Origin of the sequence: Nocardia uniformis NBRC 13702 (genome assembly GCF_001613345.1) — a bacterium.
Lineage (GTDB): Bacteria > Actinomycetota > Actinomycetes > Mycobacteriales > Mycobacteriaceae > Nocardia > Nocardia uniformis.
This window is the reverse complement of the sequence record NZ_BDCE01000043.1, coordinates 24,954-49,789: the sequence shown is the minus strand read 5'-3', so window position 1 is coordinate 49,789 and position 24,836 is coordinate 24,954. Positions and strand designations below refer to the sequence as shown.

General features: G+C 67.3%; 21 protein-coding genes. 14 read left to right on the top strand and 7 right to left on the bottom strand.

The window, feature by feature from the left end; translation table 11 throughout:
* The 5 genes from NU1_RS12910 to NU1_RS12890 all read left to right on the top strand — a co-directional run.
* Positions 1 to 295 (top strand): phosphopantetheine-binding protein (locus NU1_RS12910; protein ID WP_157552166.1); only part of this gene is annotated, 295 nt, incomplete at its 5' end.
* On the top strand, positions 292 to 5,799 hold the full coding sequence (locus NU1_RS12905; protein WP_067520791.1) for a non-ribosomal peptide synthetase: 5,508 nt from the start codon (positions 292 to 294) through the stop codon (positions 5,797 to 5,799). The genes NU1_RS12910 and NU1_RS12905, both read left to right, overlap by 4 nt.
* Positions 5,796 to 6,989, top strand: a complete 1,194-nt coding sequence (locus tag NU1_RS12900; protein ID WP_084521239.1) for a saccharopine dehydrogenase NADP-binding domain-containing protein — start codon at positions 5,796 to 5,798, stop codon at positions 6,987 to 6,989. The genes NU1_RS12905 and NU1_RS12900 overlap by 4 nt, the downstream gene beginning before the upstream one ends.
* Positions 6,935 to 8,209, top strand: coding sequence for a Gfo/Idh/MocA family oxidoreductase (locus NU1_RS12895; protein ID WP_084521238.1), 1,275 nt, complete (start codon positions 6,935 to 6,937; stop codon positions 8,207 to 8,209). Before NU1_RS12900 ends, NU1_RS12895 begins: the two co-directional genes overlap by 55 nt.
* Entirely contained in the window at positions 8,206 to 9,564 is a 1,359-nt protein-coding gene (locus NU1_RS12890; protein WP_084521237.1) for a cytochrome P450, read from the top strand. The genes NU1_RS12895 and NU1_RS12890 overlap by 4 nt, the downstream gene beginning before the upstream one ends.
* A 142-nt stretch (positions 9,565 to 9,706) precedes the next feature.
* Here the strand turns inward: NU1_RS12890 and NU1_RS12885 are convergent, their stop codons facing one another.
* Positions 9,707 to 10,423 (bottom strand): class I SAM-dependent methyltransferase, encoded by a 717-nt coding sequence (locus tag NU1_RS12885; RefSeq protein ID WP_067520782.1) that lies wholly within the window; start codon positions 10,421 to 10,423, stop codon positions 9,707 to 9,709.
* A gap of 101 nt (positions 10,424 to 10,524) precedes the next feature.
* On the opposite strand from NU1_RS12885, the gene NU1_RS12880 reads away from it, so the two are divergent.
* Positions 10,525 to 11,904, top strand: a complete 1,380-nt coding sequence (locus tag NU1_RS12880) for a cation:proton antiporter (protein WP_067520779.1) — start codon at positions 10,525 to 10,527, stop codon at positions 11,902 to 11,904.
* Between the two features lie 11 nt (positions 11,905 to 11,915).
* Positions 11,916 to 12,500, top strand: coding sequence for a 3-hydroxy-9,10-secoandrosta-1,3,5(10)-triene-9,17-dione monooxygenase reductase subunit (gene hsaB / locus NU1_RS12875; RefSeq protein WP_067520824.1), 585 nt, complete (start codon positions 11,916 to 11,918; stop codon positions 12,498 to 12,500).
* Positions 12,501 to 12,519: 19 nt separating this feature from the next.
* Here hsaB and NU1_RS12870 read toward each other — a convergent pair whose 3' ends face one another.
* A complete protein-coding gene (locus NU1_RS12870; RefSeq protein WP_067520776.1) occupies positions 12,520 to 13,197 on the bottom strand; it encodes a TetR/AcrR family transcriptional regulator in 678 nt (225 codons plus the stop codon).
* Between the two features lie 91 nt (positions 13,198 to 13,288).
* Between NU1_RS12870 and NU1_RS12865 the strand changes: the two genes are divergently transcribed.
* Positions 13,289 to 14,749: an MFS transporter gene (locus NU1_RS12865; protein ID WP_245720097.1), complete on the top strand. Its 1,461-nt coding sequence runs from the start codon at positions 13,289 to 13,291 to the stop codon at positions 14,747 to 14,749.
* 245 nt (positions 14,750 to 14,994) lie between these two features.
* Here NU1_RS12865 and NU1_RS12860 read toward each other — a convergent pair whose 3' ends face one another.
* The 3 genes from NU1_RS12860 to NU1_RS12850 all read right to left on the bottom strand — a co-directional run bounded on the left by NU1_RS12860 (position 14,995) and on the right by NU1_RS12850 (position 17,204).
* Positions 14,995 to 15,429, bottom strand: a complete 435-nt coding sequence (locus tag NU1_RS12860) for a Fur family transcriptional regulator (protein WP_067520773.1) — start codon at positions 15,427 to 15,429, stop codon at positions 14,995 to 14,997.
* Positions 15,430 to 15,492: 63 nt separating this feature from the next.
* Positions 15,493 to 16,239 carry a class I SAM-dependent methyltransferase gene (locus NU1_RS12855; protein ID WP_067520770.1) on the bottom strand — a complete coding sequence of 249 codons (747 nt, stop codon included), beginning with the start codon at positions 16,237 to 16,239 and terminating at the stop codon, positions 15,493 to 15,495.
* 155 nt (positions 16,240 to 16,394) lie between these two features.
* Entirely contained in the window at positions 16,395 to 17,204 is an 810-nt protein-coding gene (locus NU1_RS12850) for a class I SAM-dependent methyltransferase (protein ID WP_067520767.1), read from the bottom strand.
* 273 nt (positions 17,205 to 17,477) lie between these two features.
* On the opposite strand from NU1_RS12850, the gene NU1_RS12845 reads away from it, so the two are divergent.
* A complete protein-coding gene (locus NU1_RS12845) occupies positions 17,478 to 17,657 on the top strand; it encodes a hypothetical protein (RefSeq protein WP_067520765.1) in 180 nt (59 codons plus the stop codon).
* Between the two features lie 79 nt (positions 17,658 to 17,736).
* Here NU1_RS12845 and NU1_RS43785 read toward each other — a convergent pair whose 3' ends face one another.
* Positions 17,737 to 17,868 (bottom strand): hypothetical protein, encoded by a 132-nt coding sequence (locus NU1_RS43785; RefSeq protein WP_281221106.1) that lies wholly within the window; start codon positions 17,866 to 17,868, stop codon positions 17,737 to 17,739.
* A 1-nt stretch (position 17,869) separates the two neighbouring features.
* On the opposite strand from NU1_RS43785, the gene NU1_RS12840 reads away from it, so the two are divergent.
* On the top strand, positions 17,870 to 18,115 hold the full coding sequence (locus tag NU1_RS12840) for a hypothetical protein (protein WP_067520762.1): 246 nt from the start codon (positions 17,870 to 17,872) through the stop codon (positions 18,113 to 18,115).
* A 150-nt stretch (positions 18,116 to 18,265) separates the two neighbouring features.
* Here NU1_RS12840 and NU1_RS12835 read toward each other — a convergent pair whose 3' ends face one another.
* Positions 18,266 to 18,739, bottom strand: coding sequence for an alpha/beta fold hydrolase (locus NU1_RS12835; protein WP_245720096.1), 474 nt, complete (start codon positions 18,737 to 18,739; stop codon positions 18,266 to 18,268).
* A 341-nt stretch (positions 18,740 to 19,080) separates the two neighbouring features.
* Between NU1_RS12835 and NU1_RS12830 the strand changes: the two genes are divergently transcribed.
* The 4 genes from NU1_RS12830 to NU1_RS12810 all read left to right on the top strand — a co-directional run bounded on the left by NU1_RS12830 (position 19,081) and on the right by NU1_RS12810 (position 24,832).
* Positions 19,081 to 19,899, top strand: coding sequence for an SDR family NAD(P)-dependent oxidoreductase (locus NU1_RS12830; RefSeq protein WP_067520759.1), 819 nt, complete (start codon positions 19,081 to 19,083; stop codon positions 19,897 to 19,899).
* 536 nt (positions 19,900 to 20,435) lie between these two features.
* Entirely contained in the window at positions 20,436 to 21,815 is a 1,380-nt protein-coding gene (locus NU1_RS12820; protein WP_067520752.1) for a TrkH family potassium uptake protein, read from the top strand.
* Entirely contained in the window at positions 21,808 to 22,491 is a 684-nt protein-coding gene (locus tag NU1_RS12815; protein ID WP_245720095.1) for a potassium channel family protein, read from the top strand. The genes NU1_RS12820 and NU1_RS12815 overlap by 8 nt, the downstream gene beginning before the upstream one ends.
* Before the next feature lie 646 nt (positions 22,492 to 23,137).
* Positions 23,138 to 24,832 (top strand): hydrogenase maturation protein, encoded by a 1,695-nt coding sequence (locus NU1_RS12810; protein WP_067520816.1) that lies wholly within the window; start codon positions 23,138 to 23,140, stop codon positions 24,830 to 24,832.
* Positions 24,833 to 24,836: the final 4 nt, after the last annotated feature.

Genomic DNA, 24,836 nt, shown 5'->3' with positions numbered 1-24,836 from the left:
AAACACTGCCGCAGACGAATCCGTGCCGCACTCCGGAGAGCCACTCCGTGCCGGGATCGAAACCAGCATCGGACAGATATGGCAACAAATACTGGGCGGCGCTGTGCCCGGCCGAGACACCGGCTTCTTCGGCGTGGGCGGCGACTCGCTATCGGCCACCCGGCTGGTGAGCCGCCTCGAACGCGAACTCGGCATCACGGTGACCCTGCGCGAATTCTTCACCACCCCAACCATCGCCGGAATCACCCACAACCAACCTCAATCCGGAATCGATCTCGAAGAAGGTGCTTTGTGAACGTCACCGAACTGGTAACCGACCTGCGACAGCGCGGAGTTCACCTGTGGGTCGACGGTGAGCAATTGCGGTTCCGCGCCCCCCAGGGCGTGCTGACCGACGAACACCGTGCACAGTTGGTGGCGCACAAGCCCGCGGTGCTGGAATATCTCACCCGGGACCACGCGGCGATCCGTATCACCGCCGACACCGCCTCCGCGTACGAACCATTCCCATTGACCCCGGTGCAATCGGCGTACCTGATCGGACGCGACCCCACCTACCCCTTCGGCGGCGTCGCCTGCACCAGCTACCTCGAAATCTCCTACCCCGGTATCGAACCCGACAGCGTGGAGCGGGCGTGGAACGAACTCGTGCGCCGCCACGACATGCTCCGAGCCACCGTGCACAGTGACGGCTACCAGCAGGTTGCCGCCACCGCACCCTGGTACCCGATCCCGGTGACGGATGTGCGCGGCGCGGATACGGCAGGTATCGATGCCGTACGCGACCGGCAACGAGACGACCTGCTCGGCCCGTCCGGCTCCACCGAAACCTGGCCGCTGTTCGCCCTGCGCATCACCCGCACCGATCCCGGCTGCATTCTGCACCTGCTGCTGGAACTGCTGGTGCTCGACGCCGCGAGTGTGCAACTACTGCTGGCCGAACTCGGCGAACTCGTCCACGCACCCGGCGATGAGCCACGGCCCACGCCTGAAATCGGCTTCCGTGACTACGTTCTCGGTGTCCAGCGGCTACGCAACGGATCGCGGTACGACCGGGATCGCGACTACTGGCAGAACCGGCTCGACACCCTGCCCGCGGCACCCGAACTGCCCGTCGAGGCGGCCGACACCGCCGACCCCGCCTTCGACCGGCTGCACCATTGGCTACCCGCCACCGAGCTGGCCGGATTGACCGGCACCGCGAAAGCCAACGGACTCACCGCATCCGGCGCGGTGCTGGCCGCCTACGCCGAGGTCATCGGGCGCTGGAGCCGCAACCGCCGATTCACGCTCAACCTGCCGGTATTCAACCGGCTCCCGGCCCACCCCGATATCGATGCGGTACTCGGCGATTTCACCTCGGTCAACCTGCTCGGTATCGACCTCGACGAGCAGCACACCTTCCTCGACCGCGCCCGCGCCATTACCGCGCAGCTGTTCACCGATCTCGATCATCGACTGTTCGACGGTGTCGACGTACTCGGTGAACTGACCCGCCGTGCGGGCAGCCCGGTCCTCATGCCGGTGGTGTACACCAGCACCCTCGGCGCCGACGATGCGGGCGCGCGTACCGACCGGGGCCGCATTCTGCGCGGTATGACCCGCACCCCACAGGTGTGGCTCGACTGCCAGGTGACCCCGTACGAAGACGGATTGATGCTGTCCTGGGATGTGCGCCGCGGCGTGCTGGCCGACGGTGCCGCCACCGCCGCCTTCGCCGCCTTCACCAATCTCGTCTCCCGGCTCGCCGCCGACCCCGCCGCCTGGACCGAGCAGTATCCGGTGCCACTGCCGCCCGCACAGCGCAGCCGCCGCGACACCTACAACGACACCGCCGTCGCCATTCGACCACGACTGCTGCACCAGCCGATCCTGGATCGGGCCGACACCCATCCGGACGCCCCGGCCGTGCTCCACCGCGACGGCGCGCTGAGTTTCGCCGAGCTACGTCGCCGCGCAGCCGCCGCGGCGGTCGCTCTCCGTACGGCCGGAGTCCAGCCCGGCGACCTGGTCGGTGTTCTCATGGAGAAAGGTCCGGAACAGGTCGTAGCCGTACTGGCGGCACTGCTGGCCGGAGCGGCGTATGTGCCGATCGAGGCCACCCAGCCGATGGCGCGCAGGGAGCGGATCATCGACCGCGCCGGGATCGACGTCGTGCTCACCCAGCCCTGGCTACGTGACGCCGGTGAACTACCCGCGAATGTGCGCCCGGTCCCCGTGGACCTGGTGCCGGGCCCACCCGAATCCCCGACAGACTCCGCACCCATCTCGTCCAATGACATTGCGCCGCAGACTGATCCGTCGGCCCCGGCGTATGTCATCTACACCTCGGGTTCGACCGGAGAACCGAAGGGCGTCGTCATCGCCCATCACACCGCCGCGAACACCATCGACGACATCAACCAGCGCTTCGCCATCGGGCCCGGCGACCGGGTACTCGCCGTGGCGAGCCTGGCCTTCGACCTGTCGGTATGGGACATCTTCGGGGTACTCGCGGCCGGTGGTGCGGTGGTGCTCCCCGAGCAGGACCGCGCGGCCGACCCCTCGCATTGGGGTGAACTGGTGCAACGGCATTCGGTCACCCTGTGGAATACCGTGCCCGGGCAATTGCAGATGCTGCAGGACTTCCTCGACACCACGCCCGCCCGTACCGCCGACTCATTGCGGCTCGCCCTGCTGTCCGGTGACTGGATCCCCCTGGATCTGCCCGACCGGGTGCGCGCCAACCATCCGAACCTCGACGTGATCGGCCTCGGCGGTGCCACCGAGGCCGCCATCTGGTCGATCCACCATCCCGTGCGGCAAGTCGATCCGGCGTGGCGCAGTATCCCGTACGGCACCCCGCTACACAACCAGACCGTGCACGTGCTGGACAGCGCACTACAGGATTGCCCCGAATCGGTCACCGGCGAGCTCTATATCGGCGGCACCGGCCTGGCCGAGGGCTACCTGCGCGACGAGGAGTTGACGGCGCAGCGGTTCATCCACCATCCGCGCACCGGTGCCCGGCTGTACCGCACCGGCGACCTCGGCCGCTTCCACCCGGACGGCAGGCTCGAATTCCTCGGCCGCGAAGACACTCAGGTCAAAATTCGCGGACACCGGGTCGAACTGGGCGAAATCGAGTCGGCGCTGCGCCGCCATCCCGCCGTCGCCGACGCCGCGGTACTGATCGATAGTCAGGGCCCCGCCGCCCGATTGCTCGGATTCGCCGAAATCGCGACCGACGGGGTCACCGGCGACTCGACCGCGCGCGACGTGCTCGCCATCGCCGAGGACACCGTGGCCGCGGTACAGCGGGAACTCGATGGCGAGTCGTTCGTCGCATTGATGCGGGCGGTCGATGAGATGGCGATCGCGTCCATCGCGGCCCGGCTGCGCGCCGACGGCGTATTCGGCGATCGCACGCGCACGCACGACCTCGCCGAGATCGCCGCGGCCACCGGAGTTTCCGAGCGCCAGCACGGACTGCTGCGGCGCTGGCTGTCCGCCCTGGTGCACGCGGGAGCGTTGGTCCAGGATCCGGCAAGCGGGCATTACCACGATCTGATCGCCGCAGGACCCGACGCGGTCGCGAACGCGTGGCGGCGCATCGATGAGCTGGACGGCATCGTCGGCTACGGCAGTGAAACCCTGGCCTACATTCGCAGCTGCAGCAGCCGACTCGACGACCTGCTGCGCGGCGATCTCGATGTGCGCGAATTACTGTTCCCGGCAGGGAAACCCGGAGCGGCGCACGCCGTCTACCGGACCAATCTGGTCGCGCGCAGCGTACATCGCGTCGTTATCGACACCGTGCGTACGGTGGCCCGGCAGTCCCCGCACCGGCTGCGGCTGCTCGAGGTCGGCGGCGGTATCGCGGGCACCAGTACCGACCTGATTCCCGCGCTCGCCGAATTCGAACCGGACTACCACTTCACCGACATATCGGAATTCTTCCTCGGCGAAGCCCGCCAGAAATTCGCCGACCATCCGTGGGTGCGCTACGGCCGCTTCGATATCAACGCCGACGCGCTCGAACAGGGGTTGCGGCCGAACTCGGTCGACGTGATCGTGTGCGCGAACGTGCTGCACAATTCCCACAATGCCGACGAGGTGCTGGCACGGCTGCGTGACCTGCTCGCACCGGGCGGCTGGCTGGTATTCCTCGAACCGACCCGGCAGCACAACTACGCGCTGCTGGTATCGATGGAGTTCGAGTTCTTCAGCGAGCTCACCGCTTTCACCGATGTTCGAGCGGGTACCGGGCAGGCCTTCTTCACCCGTGACCAGTGGTTGCGGCAGCTCGACGACGCCGGTGCCGATCAGGTTCGCGTACTGCCCGCCGAAGACGACCCCCTTGCTGCCTCCGGACAGGGTGTCTTCCTCGCCCGATTCAAGGGCGAGCGACGCAGCGTCACCGAACAGCAGCTCACCGAGCACGTCGCGACACTGCTACCCGGCCATATGGTGCCCGACGACATGTCGCTGCTGGACGCGCTACCGCGATCCGCGAACGGAAAAGTGGACCGCGCCGCCCTGGCCGCTCGCGTTGCCACAACACCGTCCGAGGCCGTGGATCCCGCCTTCACCCCGCCCGCCGACGAGATCGAGCAGCGGATCGCGCAGCTGTGGCAGGAGATGCTCGGCGTACCGCGAGTGGGCCGCGACGAGAATTTCTATGCCCTCGGGGGCGATTCACTGCTGCTGTCGCAGATGGTCGGTCGGCTGCGGGAGCGGGTGCCCGAGATCGCCGACGTCGAATGGCAGGAACTCCTTCGCGACATGCTGCGAAATCCCACCGTCGCCGCGCTCGCCGCCCACCGCAGTCGCACCGAGGCGGATCCGGCGCGGGCAGAGCAGCGGACAGCGGTGCGGGCACTCGGCGGCGAGCCCGGCCACAGCAGCGGCACATGGGTGCTGGTGCACGGTGGCACCGGCACCCTGACGCCCTACAACGCGTTGCTTCCGCACCTGCGCTCCGCACATCCCGGCGCCCTGATCGGCCTCGAGGTCGTCGACCCGGGACGGTATCTGAATCTGCCCCCGGAAGCCGTAATCACCAAGCAGGCCGCCGATTACGCGACCGAACTGCTCGCCCACGACCGCCGCTTCCGCATTATCGGATACTCGGTGGGCGGCCTGCTCGCCGCCGAGATCGCACGCACCCTCACCGAGGCGGGCGCCACCGTGGACGACCTCACGGTGATCGGCTCCTACCAGCCACCCGCGGTCCACGACGAACTGATGATCGACTACATCTTCGCCCAGTCCATCGGCATCGACCCGGCGACCATCGGATTCCCCACCGACACAGCGGCATTCGATATCGCGGTGCGCTCGATTCTCGACCGCACCCCGGACCGGATTCCGGTGGGCGCCCTGACCGGGCTGGACGGTGACTCCGCGCCGCTCGCGGCGAAATTCCGGGAACTGGCCGCCATCCCACGCGCCGATCGTGTCGCTGCCCTGTACGCGGCCGCCACCGGCGGGGCAGGCCCCTACCACTCCGGTGCCGGGTCGCTCGACGAATTCCGCAGCCAGCTCGACGTTTTCGCGCAGAATCTGCGTGCCATGGGCGAACACCGTGCCGAGCCCTATTTCGGGCCGCTGCGGGTATTGCGCAATAGCGATTCCGCGACGCTGTTCGGCAGTCGGGCTGAGGTGGATCGGTTCTGGTCGCGGGTCGGCCTCGGATCGCTCGCCATCGAGGACCTCCCCGGCGATCATCTCAGCAGTATGGCCGCGGCCAATGCCGCGGCACTCGCCGAGCGGATAACCGCCCCGTTCCCGGACACCGTCGTCGAGGCGCGGCCGTGACCGACGTGGCAGGGCCGGTGGCGGTGCTCGGCGCCACCGGCGTGGTCGGCCGAGCGGCGGTGCGGATGCTCACCCGGCTCGGCATCGGCGAGTTGCGGGTCGGGGCGCGACATATGGATATGGACCGAGGTGCGGTCGACGCACTGCCGCCCACCGCGCGGCGGTACCGGGTGGACGCCGACGATCCGGACTCGCTGGCGAAGTTCTGTGCGGGAACAAGACTCGTACTCAACTGCGCCGGACCGTCGTATCTGCTGCTGGACCGGGTCGCGCGGGCGGCACTGTCGGCGGGCAGTGACTATGTCGACGTCTCCGGGGACGGGCCCACACATCACCTGCTCGAGGGTTCACCGCTGCTGACGGCCGGGCGGACCGCGGTGTTGTCGGCCGGCATGCTGCCCGGTCTGGCCAATGTCGTTCCCCGGCTGCTGGCCGACGACCTGACCGGGGCCCGGCTGATCGTCTACGCGGGCGGTATCGAACCGTTCGCGGCGGCGTCGGCCGGGGACCTCGCCTTATCCCTCGACAGTTCGGACAGTTCCGGTGCGGGACACTGGTACGGCGAAACCCTGGCCGCGTGGTCCGGCGGCCGTCGTCGGCGCCGTGCCCTGCCGGTGGGGGAGAACGTCGAGATCGCCGGGTTTCCCGGCCGGGTGACCACCATGCCGTTCCTCACCGCCGATGCCGAACGGCTGGCCCGCACAACCGGACTCGACGATCTGCACTGGTACAACGTCTTCGTCGGCAGTGCGCTGCGGCTGACGCTCACTCGGCTCCGGGGTCACGTCCGCGGCAGCGGAGAATCGGATTTCAGCCGCGGCAGCGGAAACTCGGACTTCAGCCGCGGCAGCGGAACACTCGGACCGATCGTCGAGCGGATCCGTGCGGCGGCCGAACTCGATCTGGTCGGACTCGACCCGTTCTACCTGATGGCGTTCACCGTCGTCCGGCCGGACGGCACCGACACCGCGGTGCTGCGCACCCCGAGCAGCTTCGAGCTCACCGCCGCCACCGCCGCGTGCGCGGTCGCCGCCGTGCTGTCCGGCGCGGTGCCACCGGGCCTGCACTATGCCGACGATGTCCTCGAACCCCGCCGGTTGATCGACGGCGTGATCGAGCTCGGGGCATTGCCCGTATGGCAGACCCACCGGAACGCCCACGACGAACCGATGTTGGAAGGCAGCCTGTGAACGACTCGACACGGACGCGGAGTGTCCGTCCGACACAGCCGCGGAGCGTCCATCCGACGCCGCCCCCCGCGCTACCGAAGGTCGTCGTATGCGGTACTTCGTTCGGCCGGGTGTATCTGCAAGCCGCGCACGAAGATCCGAACGTCGAACTCGCCGGTGTCGTCTCCCGCGGCAGCGCCGCCTCACTGGATTGCGCGAAAACCTATGGGGTACCGCATTACACCGGTATCGATGCGCTGCCCGACGATATCGACATCGCCTGTGTCGCCGTGCGCGCCGGTGTCGCGGGCGGCGACGGGGCGGCGCTGGCCCAGAGCCTGCTGGCCCGCGGTATCCATGTGCTGCAAGAACATCTGCTGCACCCCGATGAACTCGCCGAGTGTCTGCGGACCGCCCGCGAATATGGGGTCCGCTACCGGCTCAACGCGTTCTATCCGCAGCTGCGGCCGGTACAGCTGTTCCTGCGTGCGGCCGAGCTCCTGCGGGAGCGGCAGCAGCCACTGCACGTGGATGCCGTGGCCGGTGGGCAGATGGTCTATCCGCTGCTGGACATGATCGGCCGAGCGGTCGGGCGACTGCGGCCCTGGGCATTGAGCGAACCCGCGCCGGTACCGCCGGAGCTGGCCGCACTGGCCGATCGGCCGATGCCCTACACCCACCTGACGGGGGTGATCGGGGGTGTTCCGCTATCGCTGCGGGTGCAGAACCAAATCCATCCCGCCGATCCGGACAACCACGCACTGCTGTTGCACCGGTTGGCAATCGCCTTCGACAGCGGGGTGCTGACCCTGGCCGACACCCACGGTCCTGTGCTGTGGAGCCCGCGGCTGCATACCGGCCGAGACGAGGCCGGACGGCTGATCATGGCCGGACCCGGCACCGAACGGTTGGCGGTGCCGACCACCGAAGTGCTGGAACCGGCGGATATTCCGACGTTCCGGACGGTTTTCGACGAGCTCTGGCCGCAGAGCGTGCGTACCGCGCTGGCACAGTTGCGTGCCGATATCGCCGACCCGCGCCGATCCATCGGCGCCGGACAGTGGGCGGTGACCGTGACCGCCATCTGGCAGCGGCTCACCACCGCGATCGGTCAGCCGGAGCTGATTCGGCCGCCGGCACCGACGCCGGTACCGCTACCGGAGTTGCTCGCCGCCAGCCGTAGCGACTGCTTGCGGGTCGCTCGAAATGGACAGGCCGCGATGATCGGTGACCTCGTATGAGCGAGCACAGTGAGGCGACAATGAACACGGCCGCGAGTGCGCTCGTGCCGGAACCGAACATCGGCGGTGCGGGTATGGGCGCGGCCCGATCTGCGCGTGAAATATCCGACCTACAGGCGTTCTCGACCGATCCCTATGCGGCGATGCAACGGCTGTACCGGGACAACGGTCCGATCTCCCTGCTCGGGACTGCCCCGATGAGGTTCTGGCTCACGCTCGGGACCGAGGCGTGCGAATTCATTCTCGCGAACAGTCACCTGTTCAGCTGGGAACGGGCCTTCTCCGCGCTGGCTCCGCTGACCGGTTCCGCCGCCCTACTGGTCAATGACGGTGACCGGCATCGTCACCTGCGCAAGCTGGTCGCCCCGGCCTTCACCGCCCGCCGGGTCGCCGATCACCACGCGACGGTCACCCGCCACGTCGAGACGGCCGTCGCCGGGTGGGCCCGCGGCGATATCGTCGACGTGTACAACGCACTACGTCCGGCATTACGGCTGGCCACGGTGGAGAGCCTGTTCGGCGTGTCCGCCATGGCCCGCTCCGACGGTTTGGACGACTGGCTGCACGACATCCACCGAGCCATCGACACCGATGTGCTCGGCGGCACGCTCGAACGCGGATCGGGCTCACCGATCTGGCGTCGGGCACTGCTCGCGCGCTCCTCGGTGCACCGCTGGGTCGTCGCGGAGATCGAGCGTCGCGGTACACGGGCAGAGCCGGGCGCGGATGTGCTGGGCGTGCTGCTCCGCGGTGTCGACGGCACCCGGCTCACCGACGACGAGATCACCGATCAGCTGGTCAGCCTGCTCGAGGCCGGGGCGGAAACGACTGCGGCGCAGCTGTCGTGGACGCTCTACTGCACACTGCGGGACCGCGCGGTGTGGACCGGCATCACCGCCGCGCTCGCCGATCGGCCACCGGCCGAGGAACTCGACCACATCGTCTCCGAAACCATGCGGCTCTATCCGGCCACGGCCGTCATCTCGCGCACGGTAGCCACCGAATTCACCCTCGCCGGACAGCGATTCGCTCCCGGCGATCTATTGATCTTCAGCCCGTTCCACACCCACCGGCTGCCGTCGGTATGGCCGGATCCGGAGCGGTTCGAACCTCGGAGATGGGACCCCGGTTCCGAGTGGTATCGCCGTCCGGCGCCGTTCGAGTTCCTGCCGTTCGGGGGCGGTCCGCACCGCTGTATCGGCGCGGGCTTCGCGACGATGGCGGTCAAAGCCGCCTTCGTCGCCGTCGCACGGCGCATCGATGGCGAGGTGTTGACGACGGATGCGCGTCCGCACGGTTTGATCGGCATGCATCCGCGCGACGGGATCAGCGTGCGCATCGACGAAAAACGCTGAGGCACAGGCGGATGCGGATGCGCCCGCAGCGAGGACCGCGGGCGCGACTGGTGCCGTTATCGGGTTCGATATCGCGATGTCGTGTGGCCGCACTTCGTCATTCCGGGATGACGGGGACTATGTCGGCACCGTGCGTTCGAGTTCAGCGGTCGCGGGGTTTGCGCAGCACGCCGGTCTGTGCGGTGAGCTGTTCGCCGACGAGTCCGGTCTCCTCGGCGAGGTCGTCGATGCCGAATGTGTGCCACTGGCTGACATTGCGCACCATCCTGGTGGGCGCCGCACCGCCGCTGACCCGCCATGTCGAGGTCATTCGAAGGAGGTCGCCGCCGATCGGCACGGCCTCGATCGAGCCCTCGTAGACCAGATCGCCGATCTGCTCGCGCGCCAGTTCCATCTTGGGCAGCGAGGTGGGCCGGTTGATTGGCAGCAGTTCGACCAGCACCGGCGCGCCCGGCGCCAACCGAGGCAGGATTCGATCCCACAGTGCCCGACGGTCTTCCAGCGCGATATGACCGATCACGCCGAACAGCACCAACGCCGAGATCGAGTCGGGCAGCACCACAGATTCCGCCGACTCCGAGACGATGGTGACCCGGCGCCGCAGGTCCTCGTCGGCGATCACGTCGTGGGTCAGGACCGCCCGCATGGCCGGTGCGGGTTCGCAGGCCAGGATCTTCGCCGAGGGGAGCACCTCGGCGATGATGCGGCAGGTCCGTCCGGTACCCGCCCCGATGTCCACCACCGGGCCGGTGCTCGGGTCGACCTCGGCCAATACCTTGCGCAGGGCCGATTCGCCCTCGGCGTGTGCGCGGGGAACGAGATCGTAGAACTCGGCGACGGGCGAGTAGAAGTCGGCCATGCACCTCTCCTTCAATTGTGGTGTTGCGGTGTCGAATACCCTCTTATTGAAAAAGGTTATCATTAAGCCCGTTTGGTCGGGTAGCGGTAGAAGGGTTTGCGATGCCGTCGTTTCTGGAGTTGTCCATGCATTTCTTCCTGCAGATGGCGGTGATCCTCGTTCTCTGCGGGCTGCTGTGGCCGGCGTTTCGGCGCCTGGGTCAGGTGCGGGTTGTCGCGATCATGGCCGTCGGATTTCTGCTCGGTCCCTCGGCGCTGGGCGCTGTGTGGCCGGCCGCGCAGGAGTGGTTGTTTCCCACCATGATTCGTATCGGCGGCGAGCAGGTGCCGCATCCATCGCTCACCGTCATCTATGTGGTCGGCCAGCTGGGGCTGGTGCTCTACATGTTCCTTGTCGGAATATCCTTCGACACCGGTACTTTCGTCTCGCATGTGCGAGCCGCGGGTGTCACCGCCGCGGCCGGGATTGTGGTACCGATGTTGCTGGGCTGCCTCACCGGGTACGTGCTCGTCGCGCAGGGTGGCTACTTCACCGATAAGGTGGACCCCTGGCAGGCCGGACTTTTCACGGCCGCCGCCATCGCCATCACCTCGTTTCCCATGCTGGCGTGGATCGTTCAGGATGCCGGTCTGTATCGCTCCCGGCTCGGGACCATGGCCCTGTCGTGTGCTGCCGCCGATGACGCCTGTGCCTGGATCCTGCTAGCCACCGTGGTCGCCGGTGCCGACGACAGCATGGGCGGCGCCGTACTCGCACTGGTCGGCGCCATCGGATTCGTGCTGTTCATGTTCACCCTGGGGAAGCGGTTGCTCGGCCTGCTCGATGGCTGGGCCGAACGCGAGACACGCGGCGGACGCGGCGACGAACTGCCGGTCGGTCCATTGGTCGCGATACTGCTCACGGTGCTGCTGTGCGCCTGGTTCACCGATTTCGTCGGTATCTACTCGGTATTCGGCGCCTTCATCGCCGGAGTCGTCATGCCCCGGGGGTGGCTGCTGGACCTGGTACGCGCCCGGATCGAACCGCTGGTGGCCTACCTGTTGCTGCCCGCGTTCTTCGTCTTCGCCGGTCTCAATACCGAACTGAGCCTGGTGTTCGAGCCGTCGGTGCTGCTCGCGGCCGTCGCGGTATTGGTGGTCTCCTTCGTCGGCAAGTTCGGCGCGATCGCCGTCGCCGCCCGCGCCCACGGGATGAGCTGGCGTGAGGCGGGTTCCATGGGCACCCTGGCCAATGCGCGCGGACTGATGGAGCTGATCCTGCTGAACATCGGCCTCACGCAGGGGCTCATCACGCCCGCGCTGTACACCATCCTCGCCGTGATGGCCTTCGTCACCACCTTCGCCACCACTCCGATACTCCGGCTTTTCCAGCGCAGCGCACGCAAGAACGGGATGACCTTCGGAGCCGACGGCGAGATGCCCATTCCCGCAATGGAATCGATGCCGAGTGGCCAGCGGGGCACTGCGGCGGTCGGCTCGTGAGGTACGAGGCCATGCCGACCAGGGCGGAGCTGGGGACGGTCGACGGTGACCCGCGTAGGTTCCGGAATGTGCTGGGGCGGTTCTGCACCGGCATCACCGTGATCACCGCCATTGGGCCCGGCGGCGCTCCGGTGGGGTTCGCCTGTCAGTCGTTCGCCGCTCTGTCCCTGGAGCCGCCGCTGGTGCTGTTCTGCCCGGTCAAGGGTTCGCGCACCTGGGCCGCGATCGAACGGGCGGGGAAGTTCTGCGTGAACATCCTCGCCGAGGAGCAGCAGCGGGTGTGCGCCCGCTTCGGCTCCCGCGAGCCCGACAAGTTCGACGGAACAGGCTGGCGCACTTCCGAACTGGAGCTGCCGCTACTGGACAACGCACTCGCTGCGATCCAGTGTTCGGTAATGAGTGTCGTCGACGGCGGCGATCATCTCATCGTCGTCGGCCGGGTGCTGGCGCTCTCGGAATCCACCGATTCCGGTCGGCCGCTGCTGTTCTACCGCGGCCGGTACACCGCCATCGAACCCGCCGAGACGCTGCCCGTGCCGTGGCGCGCCGACCTGGAGCACTTCCTGACCACCACGACCTTCGACTCCTGGCTCTGAGCCCGCCGAGGTGCTGGCTTCACCGACCCTTGGGGAGGCCTGCGACGAGTCCGTCGATGATGTCGGCGACCGCTGTCTCGGTATGGAATTCGGCGCGGACATCCGCCCACTGCGGGAGTAGTCGAGCGGCAGTGGGGAAATCGGCGAGCTGATCGGCGGTGATCAGATCCGACCAGTAGGGGAGGGCCGGCTCGCCTTCGGTGTCGTGATGCGCGGCGGCGGCGCGGCGACTCATCAGTTCGCCCACCACGAAACGCCACACGGTGAGGTACATGTACCCGGCCTTCCGGTCGGAGGCGCCCAGTTTGTTCGCGGCATCGATGAATTCGTTGAGCATCCACATGGCGGAGCGTCCGGCGCTCTGACCGGTGACGAGAATGTCGGCCACCCACGGCAATTGGTGCAGGGTGTCGATGAGGTAGCCCACGATGGCGATCAGGCGTTCCCGGGGCGCTTCGGGTAGCTCGGGGGGTCGCAGATCGTCGGCGATGACGCCGAGTACCACCGTGAAAAGTGCTGCCTTGGTGGGGAAGTGGTGGTAGATCGCGGCGGTGCTGACCCCGAGGTCGCCGGCCAGGCGGCGCATGCTGAACGCCTCTGCCCCCTCGGCGGCGAGCAGTCGGGTGGCAGCGGTGACAACCGCGTCCCGCGGCAACCGGATCGGGCGTCCACGTCTGCGGCTCGGGGTATCGGACATCCGGTGATTCTCCGTCCGGTAGCTCTCGACAGTCGGGGTAAGGGTGTGCTAACCATATTAAAAATACACGTTACTAAATTTGGAGGTCGTGGTGTCCGCACCGACTACCACCCACCGGGGCGCCACACTGGCCGTCGTCTTCCTGACGATGTTCCTGGTATCGCTGGACCTGTCGATCGTCAATGTCGCGCTACCCGCCATGGATGCCGCGCTCGATCTCGGCCCCACCGGCCTGGCCTGGGTGATCAACGCCTTTCTGCTGCCCTACGCCGGATTGCTGCTGCTCGGCGGCAGGCTCGCCGACCTGGTCGGACGCCGCACCCTGCTGCTCGGCTCGCTCGGCCTCTTCGCCCTGGCAAGTCTGTCGGGTGGCGCCGCTCAGGAGGGCTGGCAGCTGATCGCCGGTCGCGGGCTACAGGGTGTCGCGGCCGCCGTGCTGACGCCCATATCCCTGGCGCTGGTGACCGCCGAATTCGAGGAGGGGTCCGCCCGTAACAAGGCGATGGCCATCTGGGGCGGCGCGGGCGCGGCGGGTGGCGCACTCGGGGTGGTGCTGAGCGGGTTGCTCACCGATCACCTGAATTGGCGCTGGGTCATGTGGGTGAACGTCGTGTTCGTAGCCGCCGCCATGGTTGCGGTCCTGCGCGGGGTGGACAACAGGGTGCCCGCCGGGCACCGGCGGCCCGACATCCTCGGTGGACTGCTCGTCACCGCGGGTGTCACCGCACTGGTGCTGGGTGTGATCGGTACCGACGAGTACGGCTGGGGCGCACCGCGGGTGCTGGCCTGGTTCGTCGCGGGCGCGGTCGCCCTGCTGGCCTTCGCGGCCGTCGAGGCCCGGGTCGCCGACCCATTGGTGCCGCTGGGTTTCCTGCGGCGGCGTTCGCTGATCGGTGCCGCGGTCTTCGGATTCCTGCTGACCTCGGCGCAGATCGCCAGCTTCTTCTTCGTCTCCCAGATCATGCAGCGCGTCCTCGGCTACAGCCCGACCGAAACCGGTCTGGCCTTCCTGCCCTTCTGTGTCGGCATCATGGTCGGGCTGCGCGCCGCGCAGTTGTTCGCTCGCGACCGCGGACCCCGGCCGGTACTGCTCGCCGGCGGCCTGGTCGGTGCCGCCGGCCTGCTGTGGTTCGGGTTCACCGATCCGTCCAGCGGTTTCGTCACCGGAATTCTGGGGCCCTCACTGGTCTGCAGTGTCGGCGTCGGTGCCGCGATGGTGGCGATGGGCCTCGCGGCCGCCTCGGGGGTGCCCGCCGAACAGGCCGGGCTGGCCTCGGGAATTCTCAACAGCTCCCGCCAGCTCGGTGGTGCCCTGGGGCTGGCGGCCCTGGTGACCGTGGCCAGCTCCGTCACCGGTGACTCGATGACGCCCGATGCGCTGTCCGATGGTTTCAGCACGGCCTTGCGCGTAGCCGCCGCACTCCTCGCCCTCGGCGCCATCGCGGCCACATTGATCGTCCCGGGCACTCGCCCGGAAGCACCGACCCCGGACACCGGCGACGCGCTGCCGCCACACCCGTCGACCGCGGCTGCCGACCGCATGGCCGAGTAGCCGCTGCCGTAGCCGAATCGGCGTTGGCAGTCGGCTCGTCCTCCGTCATCCCGGCCAAAAGCGGCCGGAATGACGGGGAGCGCCGTTGCGGTGATAACCGGGCGTTGAAGCCTGTCTGGCAGGGGCAGGCAGTTCGCGGTTGCCTCGTCGCTGACCCCCGCAGCCGGAACGGGCGGGGTGTGGCCCGGCCGCGCGGTATGGGTTTCGCTCGGTGATCGCCGTCGTGGGCGGGGTGGCGGCACTTGTCACTCGCTCGGCTGATTGCAGTCACGACAGGTCCCGTACACGTCGAGGCGATAGTTGACGTCGGAGAACTGGAATCGCTGAGCCACCCGCCCGGTCTGGTGTCCGAGACTCTCGACGGTGAACCGTTCGGCGTGGCCGCACCCCCGGCAGACGAGATTGTGATGAGTCGCGCTGCCGTCGTAGGCGCGGTAGAGCAGCTCACCGCCTTCGCCCCGCTGCGTCTCCACGAGTTGCTGTTCCTCGAGTTTGTGCAGGATCCGATACAGGGTGGTTACGCCCATGGAGACGGCGGCGGCGGAGCGCATTTCATCGTAGATCTGCTGCGGCGTACGGAAGCGGTCGTTGCGTCGCAGTGCCTCGAGTACGGCTCTGGTCCGTGTGGTCCAGCGGTGCCGCACCGCGGCGTTTTCCGCGGATCGATCGGAAGTCGGCATCGTATTCGCCTCGGGTGTCAGAGGATTCGCGTTCGAGGATGGGCGGTGTGGTGGGGCGCGTAGTCACGTTCGGCGGATTGCCCACACACTCAGTTGCGGGTCGACCGCTTCGGTGTGCAAACCGTGCTCGGCGGCCTCCGCGGTCAGTTGTTCGGGGGTGAGTACGTACCAGATATCGGACGCGGTCAGCCGGTCGCGCACGGTGTCGCCGTCGTGCACGGTGTAGCGCATCGTCCAGGTGACCGCATCCGGCCCGGTGGGTTCGGCCGCTGCCGTACCGGTGTAGCGGAAGCGACCGACGGACGCCTCGCTCATCGGCGTTTCGGCGATGAGCTCCGGCCGGGTCGGCGGTGCGAGCGTGACGATCGCGCGTGCGCCGCCTGCCAGGCGAGCGGCGATCAACTCCCACAGGCGATATCGCTCGGCCGCGGTGAAATGGCCGAGCACATTGGCGAGGACGAATCCGGACACCGTTTCCGGGAGGTCGTCGATGCTGTCCAGGGCGGTGCGACCGATGATGGTGACACGGTCGGTCAGGGCCGGGTCCCGGCTCACTCGCACGAGCAGTGCGGTCCGCAGCGCCGGATTCGGTTCGATGGCGATAATCGGCACCTCGGGAAACGCCTGTGCGAGCGCGGCGGTGCCATCCCCGACTCCGGCTCCGATGTCTACGAGAGGGTGGGCCGGGTCGATATCCGACAGGGCAGCGGTCACTGCCGGTCCGAGCGCGGTCCAGACATCGCGGAGCAGGACGCCTACGTATTCGGCTGTGCGGTCATAGAATTCGTCACTGCGGGTCGCGGACGTCATGATCGATTCTCCTCGGTCTGTGTGGATCTGGGAGCGCACCGCGTCTCCGGTCGATGGTGCCGGAATGTCATGGGCTCGATCCTGTTCTGCTGTCACGGGTTGGGTGGTGTCGCGCAATGGCACGCGACGCTGCCGCTGCCGCTGTGTGGACGATCTCACAGCGTCGAGCGGGCGCGGGCGATCGCGGGAGGGAGGTCGCGCAGTAGCGGGAAGCGTTCGAAGACCGGCAGACTCGCGGCGAGTGGGCCCCGGGAAGGACCATACGAGCGGACCGACACCGCCATCGCGCGGGGATTCCACGCGCGCAATGTTGTCGGGACCTGGCTGCGTTTGATGCCCCATGGCATCGGCGGAGCGGTGTAGTTCCGGGTTCTGTGGAAGCCGCGCAGCGTCTTTCGAGAGAACCATGGCGGAATGGTGTCGAACATCAACTCGACATCAGCGAAGCGATCGAAGATCGCCGTGCATATCTCGCGCACCTCGTCGGCGTCGAAATACATGAACAGGCCCTGGGCGCTGACGAAAACGCCCTCGGCGGAATCGACTTCGTCCAGCCACGCCGGGTCCAGTGCGCTCATCGGCAGATATCGGCACCGCTGACTCGACGGCAGAAACCTCTCCCGTAAGTCGATGGCCTCGGGTACATCGATACACAGCCAGCGCACCGCCCCATCGTCACAGCGCTGGAACTGGGTCTCGAGCCCGGCGCCGAGCTCGACGACGACCCCACCGGGATGTCCGGCCCGCCACTGCCGTAACGCCGAATCGAATCGCGCCGACCGCACCGCGTGCGTGCCATCGGGTGCGCCGAACATCCCCAGGTAGTCGAAGTCGATGGAGTCGTAGATCCGTACACACTCCGGATCTGACAGAACGCCGTCGGCCCGTTTGGCCTCGGACGCTCGATTATGCAGCGTCCACAGCATGGTCAGCGGGATGCCCTGCAAGCCGAGATCGGAGTCCATATGCCTGCCCTTCGGATGCGATGTGGTGTGCCGTCAGGCTATCGAAAACGGTTTCCATTATCCACGAATCGCGCGCAATCCCGTGGCGGCGGTGGGAGTTTCATCGAACGTGCGGCGGCCTGCCATCCTGCAGCGGGAGTACGGAGTCGAGGCGGGGTTCGGTGAGGTCCGCACGGCGCGCCAGGAGCGGATCGTCGGCACAGGACACGCGCCGGAGGTGATGAAGCAGGACGGCAACGAGTTCCTGGCCACGATCCGGTTCGGGTGGAGTCTGTGTCGGTCGGGTCGGGTGTGGCGTTCGAGCTGGAATGCGAGCGCGGGTCGATGCCGCCCGCGTTCTTCGACGCGGTCGAGGCCACCGTCCGCCGCGAGCTGGCGCGCGGGCCGCTGCGGTGGCCGGTCCCGACGGAGCACACCCGCTTCGAGCCGCTGCGGCAGCCCGCCCGAACGTGACAACGGCCCGATGGCGCGGCCGGGGCGGCGAGGCGCCAGCCATTCCGATCCGCGTCGAGGAGGTCGACCCGTCGCGGGGTCATCGCGGGGTCAGCACGGCCACCGGGATGATGCGTCCGGACTTGTCCTGGTACTTCGCGAAGAACGGCGCCTGTCGGAGTACGACGTCATACCACAGCTGGTCCCGGCCGGTGGCCTCGGGGACCAGCACGATGGCCGGCGTCGCCGCGGCCGACACCCGATGGGACGACGCCGCACAGCTCTGCGCCGCCCGAGAGGCGCTCCTGACTCGGATCAGCGCCGAGCTGGCACCACTGGATCCCGCCGGCTACCGACGCCTCCTCGAGAGCATCGACGGTGCGCTCGGGGCCGAGGCCGTGACAGCGGCTCGATGGGCCGCCGACCAGATGCCCCTCGCCGCCCTCGTCACGACGGCGCGGGACCAGGCGCAGGCGTGATCGGCGAGCGTGCGCATGGGAGATGGGGAATGACACGCAAGCTACACGGGAGCACGAGAAGCGGCGACCGGCGCTGCATAGGGTCAGGAGACGAAAGTTCAGGTCAGTCGCCGTTTCGGGGCATCTCAGCAGGTTGCGGGGGACCGGCGATTAGATGTCGTAGCAGAGCTCGAAGTCGGACCTGATCGACGGCCGGTGCTGGCCGCGTTGGAATCGTTGGAATCCAGCGGTTTCTGCGTTGGCCAGCGCCGGTCGGTTGGGGCGGCGGTCGGCCCAGTGCACGCCCAGCAGCGCACCGTAGGACCAGCCCGCCAACAGCGGCCGAGCCACCCCTGTGGCAGTGAGGACCGCATCGAGATCCCGGACGGCGGCCTCGAACGAGTAGTCCACGGACCGCTTCGATGCGCCGCAGGCCTGTTCGTCGTAGGTGATGTGCCGGTAGCCGGGGCCGAGGTCGGCGATGACACGCCGCCAATGCTTTTGGCTGGCGAAGGCGCCGTTCAGATAGACCACGGGGGTACCCGGCCCACCGGTATCGATGACGGCCAGTTCGGTGTCCTCCACCGGCAGCACGCCGGTCCAGGCCGATTCCCCCCCGTCCGTCGCACCACGCGCGGCGGCCACGACAGCACCCTTACCGATTCCGCTCGGTGAACGGCACCTCGAACGCGCTTGCGCCAAGGTTCCGTAAAACCCGCACCGCGAATCTTGCTAGGAGAGACGGGATTCCGCTGGGATAGGACTATGTCTCCGTCGTACCCATATGAGTCGCTGCCATCAGCGCTCGAACGCTACGGGTGCGGTCACGATGACGAACCGCCGCAGCGTCGGTCACCGCTCGCTCGGCCGTGAGCCTCCGCTCCGGCTGAACCGGTTCGTCGTCTCTGGCTTCCCTATCGAATTCGCATGGCGGACAGGCATATCGGCCTGACCGCCGCCATGCCGTACCCACTGGTGGTTCAAACATGTCTGATTTCTCGCACCCCGCGCGCAGCGTGCTCGTTACCGGCGGCACCGACGGGATCGGCTTCGCGCTGGCCCGACGGCTCGTCGACGACGGTGCGACGGTCCTGCTGCATGCCCGCGACCAGGCCAGCGGTGATCGTGCCGTCGAGGACCTGGTCAAAGCCGGCGTGGAACCGTTGCGGCTGCGGTTGGTGGTCGCCGATTTCACCCGACTGGGTGAGGTGGCCGCGCTGGCCGAACAGGTCGCGCGCACCGTGACCGGGCTCGACGTCCTGGTCAACAATGCCGCGATCGCCGGGCCGGAACGACGCACCATCACCGAGGACGGCCACGAGGTGACGCTCCAGGTCAACTACCTCGCACCCGTCCTGCTCGCCACCGTCCTGGCGCCGGTCCTCGCATCGGTATCCGGCCGGATGGTGAACTTGACCTCGCGCACACATCGCGGCGGCGCCATCGGCTGGAACGATCTGGCGCGCAGGAACTTCTATCTGCCGTTGCCGATGTACGCGCAGTCGAAGTTGGCGCTCACCATGTTCACCCGCGACTATGCCGATAAGCATCATGGTGAGCTGACCGCGGTGAGTGTTCATCCGGGCGCGGTGGACACCCGCATGCTGCGCGTCTACGGCAGGCAGGGCATGTCGGCTCAGGATGCCGCCGATATTGTCGCCGACCTGTGCCCGCCGGAACGCTCGATCGTCAACGGCGGCTACTACGACGGCCGCGACATCGCCGCACCCGCCGCCCTGGTGGACAACGCCACCGCCCGTGCTCGCCTGGCGAGACTGACTGCCGAACTGCTGGGCATCGACTGAAAAGCCGGAGAACCGCGATGTCCGAACGTGTTTTCAGAAAGCGAGCCGCCACAATGATTCACCCCCTCCTCATCATGCTGCGTGAACACCTCGGGCATTGGCAGCGGCGGGATCGGATGACACCGCAGGAGCGAGCGAACCGCGCCGTCGGATACTCACCGCCGGCCGTGGTCAGCGCCTCGCTGGGATACCACTCACCCCGCCGACCCTAGCTCCAGCGCGGCCGATCCGTTCGGTGCCGGCCCAGGCACGGCGATGCCGGGTCGGTCCCCTCGGGAGTGTCAACAGACGGTCGCGGCCCCAACCGGGCGGGTATGCCTGTTCGGTGGCGATGCGTGGTGAGCGGCGTCACCGTATACAAAGCGTAAAGAAGTTCGGACTGGCTCGTTTCTGGGGTGACCGTATAGGGATCGTAAGGATTTCAACGCAGTACCAGACCGGGCAGCGACGCCCGGCCGACACCCGAAGGGGCCGCTTCGTGAGTACGACCATCGCCGAGGCGGTGCAGATACTGCCGCTGCTGGTGCACTGATCGCATGCCACGCACAGCACAACCGGTCGTGCGCCGTTTGGGTCCGCTGGGTCATCCGGCGCGGCTGACCGTCGCGGGTTTCATGGCGGTCAATCTGCTCGGTGCCGCTCTGCTGACGCTTCCGGTGGCTTCCGAATCCGGCGAGTGGACCGATCCGGTCACGGCGTTGTTCACCTCGACGTCGGCGATCAGCGTGACCGGTCTGGTGGTGGTCGATACCTCCAGCTACTGGTCCGGTTTCGGGGAAGCGGTAGTGCTCGCGCTCATCCAGGCTGGTGGGCTCGGCATCATGACCGCGGCGTCGCTGCTGGGATTGCTGGTCGCCCGGCGGATGGGGTTGCGGATGCAGCTGATCGCGCAGGCCGAAACGAAGGCGCTGCGGCTGGGCGAAACCCGTCGGGTGGTGCTCGGTGTCGTCATCATGAGCTTGACAATCGAACTCGTCACCGCGCTCATTCTTACCGCGCGGCGGCTGGCGACCACCGACGACCCTTTCGGTTCGGCGTTGTATCACGGTGTGTTCCATGCGATTTCGGCTTACAACAATGCCGGTTTCGCCCTACAGGAGGACAGCCTGGTCGGGTTCGCCTCCGACCCGTGGACGCTCGTTCCGATGATGGTGGCGTTTGTGCTGGGCGGCATCGGGTTTCCCGTGGTGTTCGAGGTGGTGCAGGTCCTGCGTTCCCGGCGGCGCGGTAGGCCGGTGCCGGGGTGGTCACTGCACACCAAGATCACCGTGGTCACCTATGCCGGTCTGGCCGCAGCGGGTATCGCGCTGGTGACAGCGCTGGAGTGGTCCAATCCGGCGACTCTGGGGCAGCTGCCGTGGCCGAGCCGTTTACTGGGCGGGCTCTTCCACGGCCTCACGCCGCGCACGGCGGGCTTCAACTCCGTCGATGTCGGTGCGATGCATCCGACCACCCTGTTGATCAATGACGTACTCATGTTCATCGGCGGCGGCAGCGCCGGTACCGCCGGTGGTATCAAGGTCACCACCTTCGCGTTGCTGGCGTTCGTCGTCTACGCGGAGGTGCGGGGGCAGCCCACCGTGCACGTCATGGGCCGCCGTCTGGCCGCATCGGTGCAGCGACAGGCCATCAGCGTCGTGCTGCTCGCCGTCGGAGTCGTGATGGTGGCGACCATGGTGCTGCTGCGGCTGTCGCATATGCCCCTCGATCAGGTGCTGTTCGAGGTCGTTTCGGCCTTCGGTACGGTCGGCCTGTCCACCGGCATCACCGCCGACCTCCCCGCCGCCGGTCATCTGCTGCTGGTCGCGGTGATGTTCCTGGGCCGGGTCGGACCGATCACCCTCGCGTCCGCACTCGCGCTGCGCGAACACGAACGACGCTATGAGCTACCCGAGGAGCGCCCCATTGTTGGGTAGGAACACCACCAGGTCCCCGAAGCATCCGACGACCCGGGTGGTCGTCATCGGGCTCGGCCGGTTCGGTAGCTCATTGGCCCAGGAGCTGGTGGAGCACGGCTCGGAGGTGTTGGCCATCGACTCCGATCCGCGCCTGGTGCAACAGTTCTCCAATGATCTGACCCATGTCGCGGTGGCCGACACCACCGACCCGGGGGCACTCGAACAGCTCGGCGTCCCCGATTTCCCGCACGCGGTAGTGGGTATCGGCACCGATCTGGAGGCGAGTATTCTCACCACCTCGCTGCTGGTCGAATTCGAGATTCCCCGGATCTGGGCCAAGGCCACCAGTCGGCAGCACGGCCGGATCCTGGAGCGGGTCGGTGCGCACCACGTGGTGCTGCCCGAACACGATATGGGTGAGCGGATCGCGCATCTGGTCACCGGGCGCATGCTCGACTACATCGAATTCGACGACGACTACGCCATGGTGCGCACCACTGCCCCGGCCGCGGTCATCGGCAACGCCCTCGCCGAAAGCGGTCTACGCGAGCGGTTCAACGTCACCGTCGTGGCTATCAAGCGTCGCGGTGGTGGATTCACCTATGCCACACCGGATACCGTGATCGCCGAGGGTGACCAGCTGATCGTCTCCGGCAGTATCGCCTGCGTGGAGTCCTTCGCCGATATCGTTTGAGGCTGTCGCCGACACCGGTCTCATCGCCAGGGGGATGTGTCATCGGACTGACAATCCGGTGTGGAAAGAGTCAGCACGCTGACATGGTGGCAGGCGCATCGACGCCGCACGCCGATGTCGTCGCGGCTGTCGAAATGCTCTGATACGCAGCGACTCTCGTCAGCTGAAGGTCCTTGCTGAGTTCGAGCGCGTGATGCTCCCTGCTCCCTGCTCCCCGCTCCCCGCTGATGGGAAGATCTTCGATCCGGTTTCGGGGCAGGATATGACAGGTCATCGATCGTATGAGGTTGTCGATCAATCTGCGTGGGAAGGGATTTGTCAAACGAGCTGTATGCTGCGGATTCGCCGAAGAGGCTTCTGTGAAATAGCTACCTTTTAGATTCGGCGCAAACTGCTCGACTATTTGAGTCATTGCAATTTCAGTTATCCCGTCCATGGATGCGCATTCTGTTGCCATTCGGTGGTCATCCTCCCCGCACGCCCCGTCGGTTCGGCGCGAAAAACGCTCGGGCTGTTGTGAATACCAGCGGGTAACTTCGTCTCGATATGCAATCGCAAAGGCGTGCAGCTAGTTTCGGTTACGGGTGATTTGCCCGAATTAATCGAGATCGTTTGCCGAGCCCATTCCCTGATGGAGGAAGTACGCGTGCGAATCCTGCTCGTCGCCAGCGCATTCAACAGTCTCACCCAGCGGATCCATGCCGAGCTGCGAATTCGAGGTCACCGGATCGGGGTCGAACTGGCACTCGGTGACGACCTGCTACGTGCACGAGTGGCGCGGTTCGAACCGGATCTGATTCTCGCACCCATGCTCACCGCGGCGATCCCCGAGGACATCTGGTCGCGGCACACTGTACTGATCGTGCACCCCGGCCCGAAGGGCGACCGCGGGCCGTCCTCGCTGGACTGGGCGATCAGTGCAGGGGCCGCGGAGTGGGGTGTCACCGTCCTACAGGCCGTGGCGGAGATGGACGCCGGGCCGATCTGGGCGTCGGAGCCCTTCCCGGTTACCGCGTGCGGCAAGAGCGAGCTGTACCGCAACGAGGTCGCCGACGCGGCCGCTCGGGCGGCGCTGCTGGCGGTGGAGCGGTTCGCCAGTGGTGAGTTCGTTCCCGAACCCCTCGACTACAGCCGCGCGGATGTGCGCGGACAGCTCCGCCCCTACCACGCGCAGGAGTTTCGCCGCATCGACTGGGCCGCCGATACCACCGCGACCGTGCTCCGCAAACTTCGCTCCGGCGACTCGCAGCCCGGTGTGCTCGACGAGCTGTTCGGCCGCGAATTCTTCCTGCACGGCGGGCATTTCGAGGATCGGCTGCGCGGCAATCCCGGCGCGGTGATCGCCACCCGCGACGGTGCGATCTGTCGGGCCACCATCGACGGCGCCGTGTGGTTACCGCAGCTGCGCGCCCGCCGCACACCGGGTGGACCGGCCACATTCAAGCTGCCCGCCACCGATGTCCTCGGCCCCCGGCTGCTCGCCGGAATCCCCGAGGTGCCGGTCGGTCTCGTCGAAGCCGCCACCCGCGACACCTGGTCGCAATTGCGCTACCGGGAACACGATGAGGTCGGCTATCTGGAATTCGCCTTCCCCAGCGGTGCCATGAGCACCGCCCAATGCGAGCGGCTGCTCGCGGCCTACCGGTGGGTGTGCGAGCGTCCGGTCAATGTGGTGGTGCTCGGACCGGTCCGCGACTTCTTCTCCAATGGCATTCACCTGAATGTGATCGAAGCGGCCGCCGACCCGGCGACGGAGTCCTGGCGCAATATCAATGCGATGGACGACCTGGTCGAGGCCATCCTGTCCACCACCGACAAGCTGGTGATCGCGGCGCTGGCCGGTAATGCCGCCGCCGGTGGCGTCATGCTGGCGCTGGCCGCCGATGAGGTGTGGTGCCGCGAATCCGCGGTCTTGAACCCGCATTACCGGCTGATGGGCTTGTACGGGTCCGAATACTGGACCTACACCCTGCCCCGCCGGGTCGGCGAGGAGCAGGCCGCCCGGCTGACCCGCGAGGCGCTACCGGTCGGCGCCCGGGCGGCCGAAGGGCTCGGGCTGGTGGATCGGGTACTGCCCGGTAGTGCGGCCGAGTTCTGGACGCGCGTGCGGCAGGAAGCCGAAACATTCTCCAGCGCACCCGAACTGGAGGACCGTCTGCTACTGAAGAAGCAGCGCCGCGCCGCGGACGAGCGAGTCAAGCCGCTGGCCGCGTACCGCGAAGCGGAATTGATCCAGATGTACCGGAACTTCTGGGGTGCCGACGAGCCGTACCACCGGCTCCGTCGAAATTTCGTACACAAGGTGTGCGCGCAGGCGACCCCGGCGCACCTGCTCGCCTGATCCG

Bases quoted from the DNA above. Each gene is read 5' to 3' on its own strand.
- NU1_RS12820 (WP_067520752.1), top strand. From the start codon at position 20,436: ATGCCACGCACAGCACAACCGGTCGTGCGCCGTTTGGGTCCGCTGGGT.
- NU1_RS12855 (WP_067520770.1), bottom strand. From the start codon at position 16,239: ATGACGTCCGCGACCCGCAGTGACGAATTCTATGACCGCACAGCCGAA.
- NU1_RS12885 (WP_067520782.1), bottom strand. From the start codon at position 10,423: ATGGCCGACTTCTACTCGCCCGTCGCCGAGTTCTACGATCTCGTTCCC.
- hsaB (WP_067520824.1), top strand. From the start codon at position 11,916: ATGCCGACCAGGGCGGAGCTGGGGACGGTCGACGGTGACCCGCGTAGG.
- NU1_RS12830 (WP_067520759.1), top strand. From the start codon at position 19,081: ATGTCTGATTTCTCGCACCCCGCGCGCAGCGTGCTCGTTACCGGCGGC.
- NU1_RS12860 (WP_067520773.1), bottom strand. From the start codon at position 15,429: ATGCCGACTTCCGATCGATCCGCGGAAAACGCCGCGGTGCGGCACCGC.
- NU1_RS12880 (WP_067520779.1), top strand. From the start codon at position 10,525: ATGCCGTCGTTTCTGGAGTTGTCCATGCATTTCTTCCTGCAGATGGCG.
- NU1_RS12840 (WP_067520762.1), top strand. From the start codon at position 17,870: ATGGCCGGCGTCGCCGCGGCCGACACCCGATGGGACGACGCCGCACAG.
- NU1_RS12870 (WP_067520776.1), bottom strand. From the start codon at position 13,197: ATGTCCGATACCCCGAGCCGCAGACGTGGACGCCCGATCCGGTTGCCG.
- NU1_RS12890 (WP_084521237.1), top strand. From the start codon at position 8,206: ATGAGCGAGCACAGTGAGGCGACAATGAACACGGCCGCGAGTGCGCTC.
- NU1_RS12895 (WP_084521238.1), top strand. From the start codon at position 6,935: ATGGCAGACCCACCGGAACGCCCACGACGAACCGATGTTGGAAGGCAG.
- NU1_RS12850 (WP_067520767.1), bottom strand. From the start codon at position 17,204: ATGGACTCCGATCTCGGCTTGCAGGGCATCCCGCTGACCATGCTGTGG.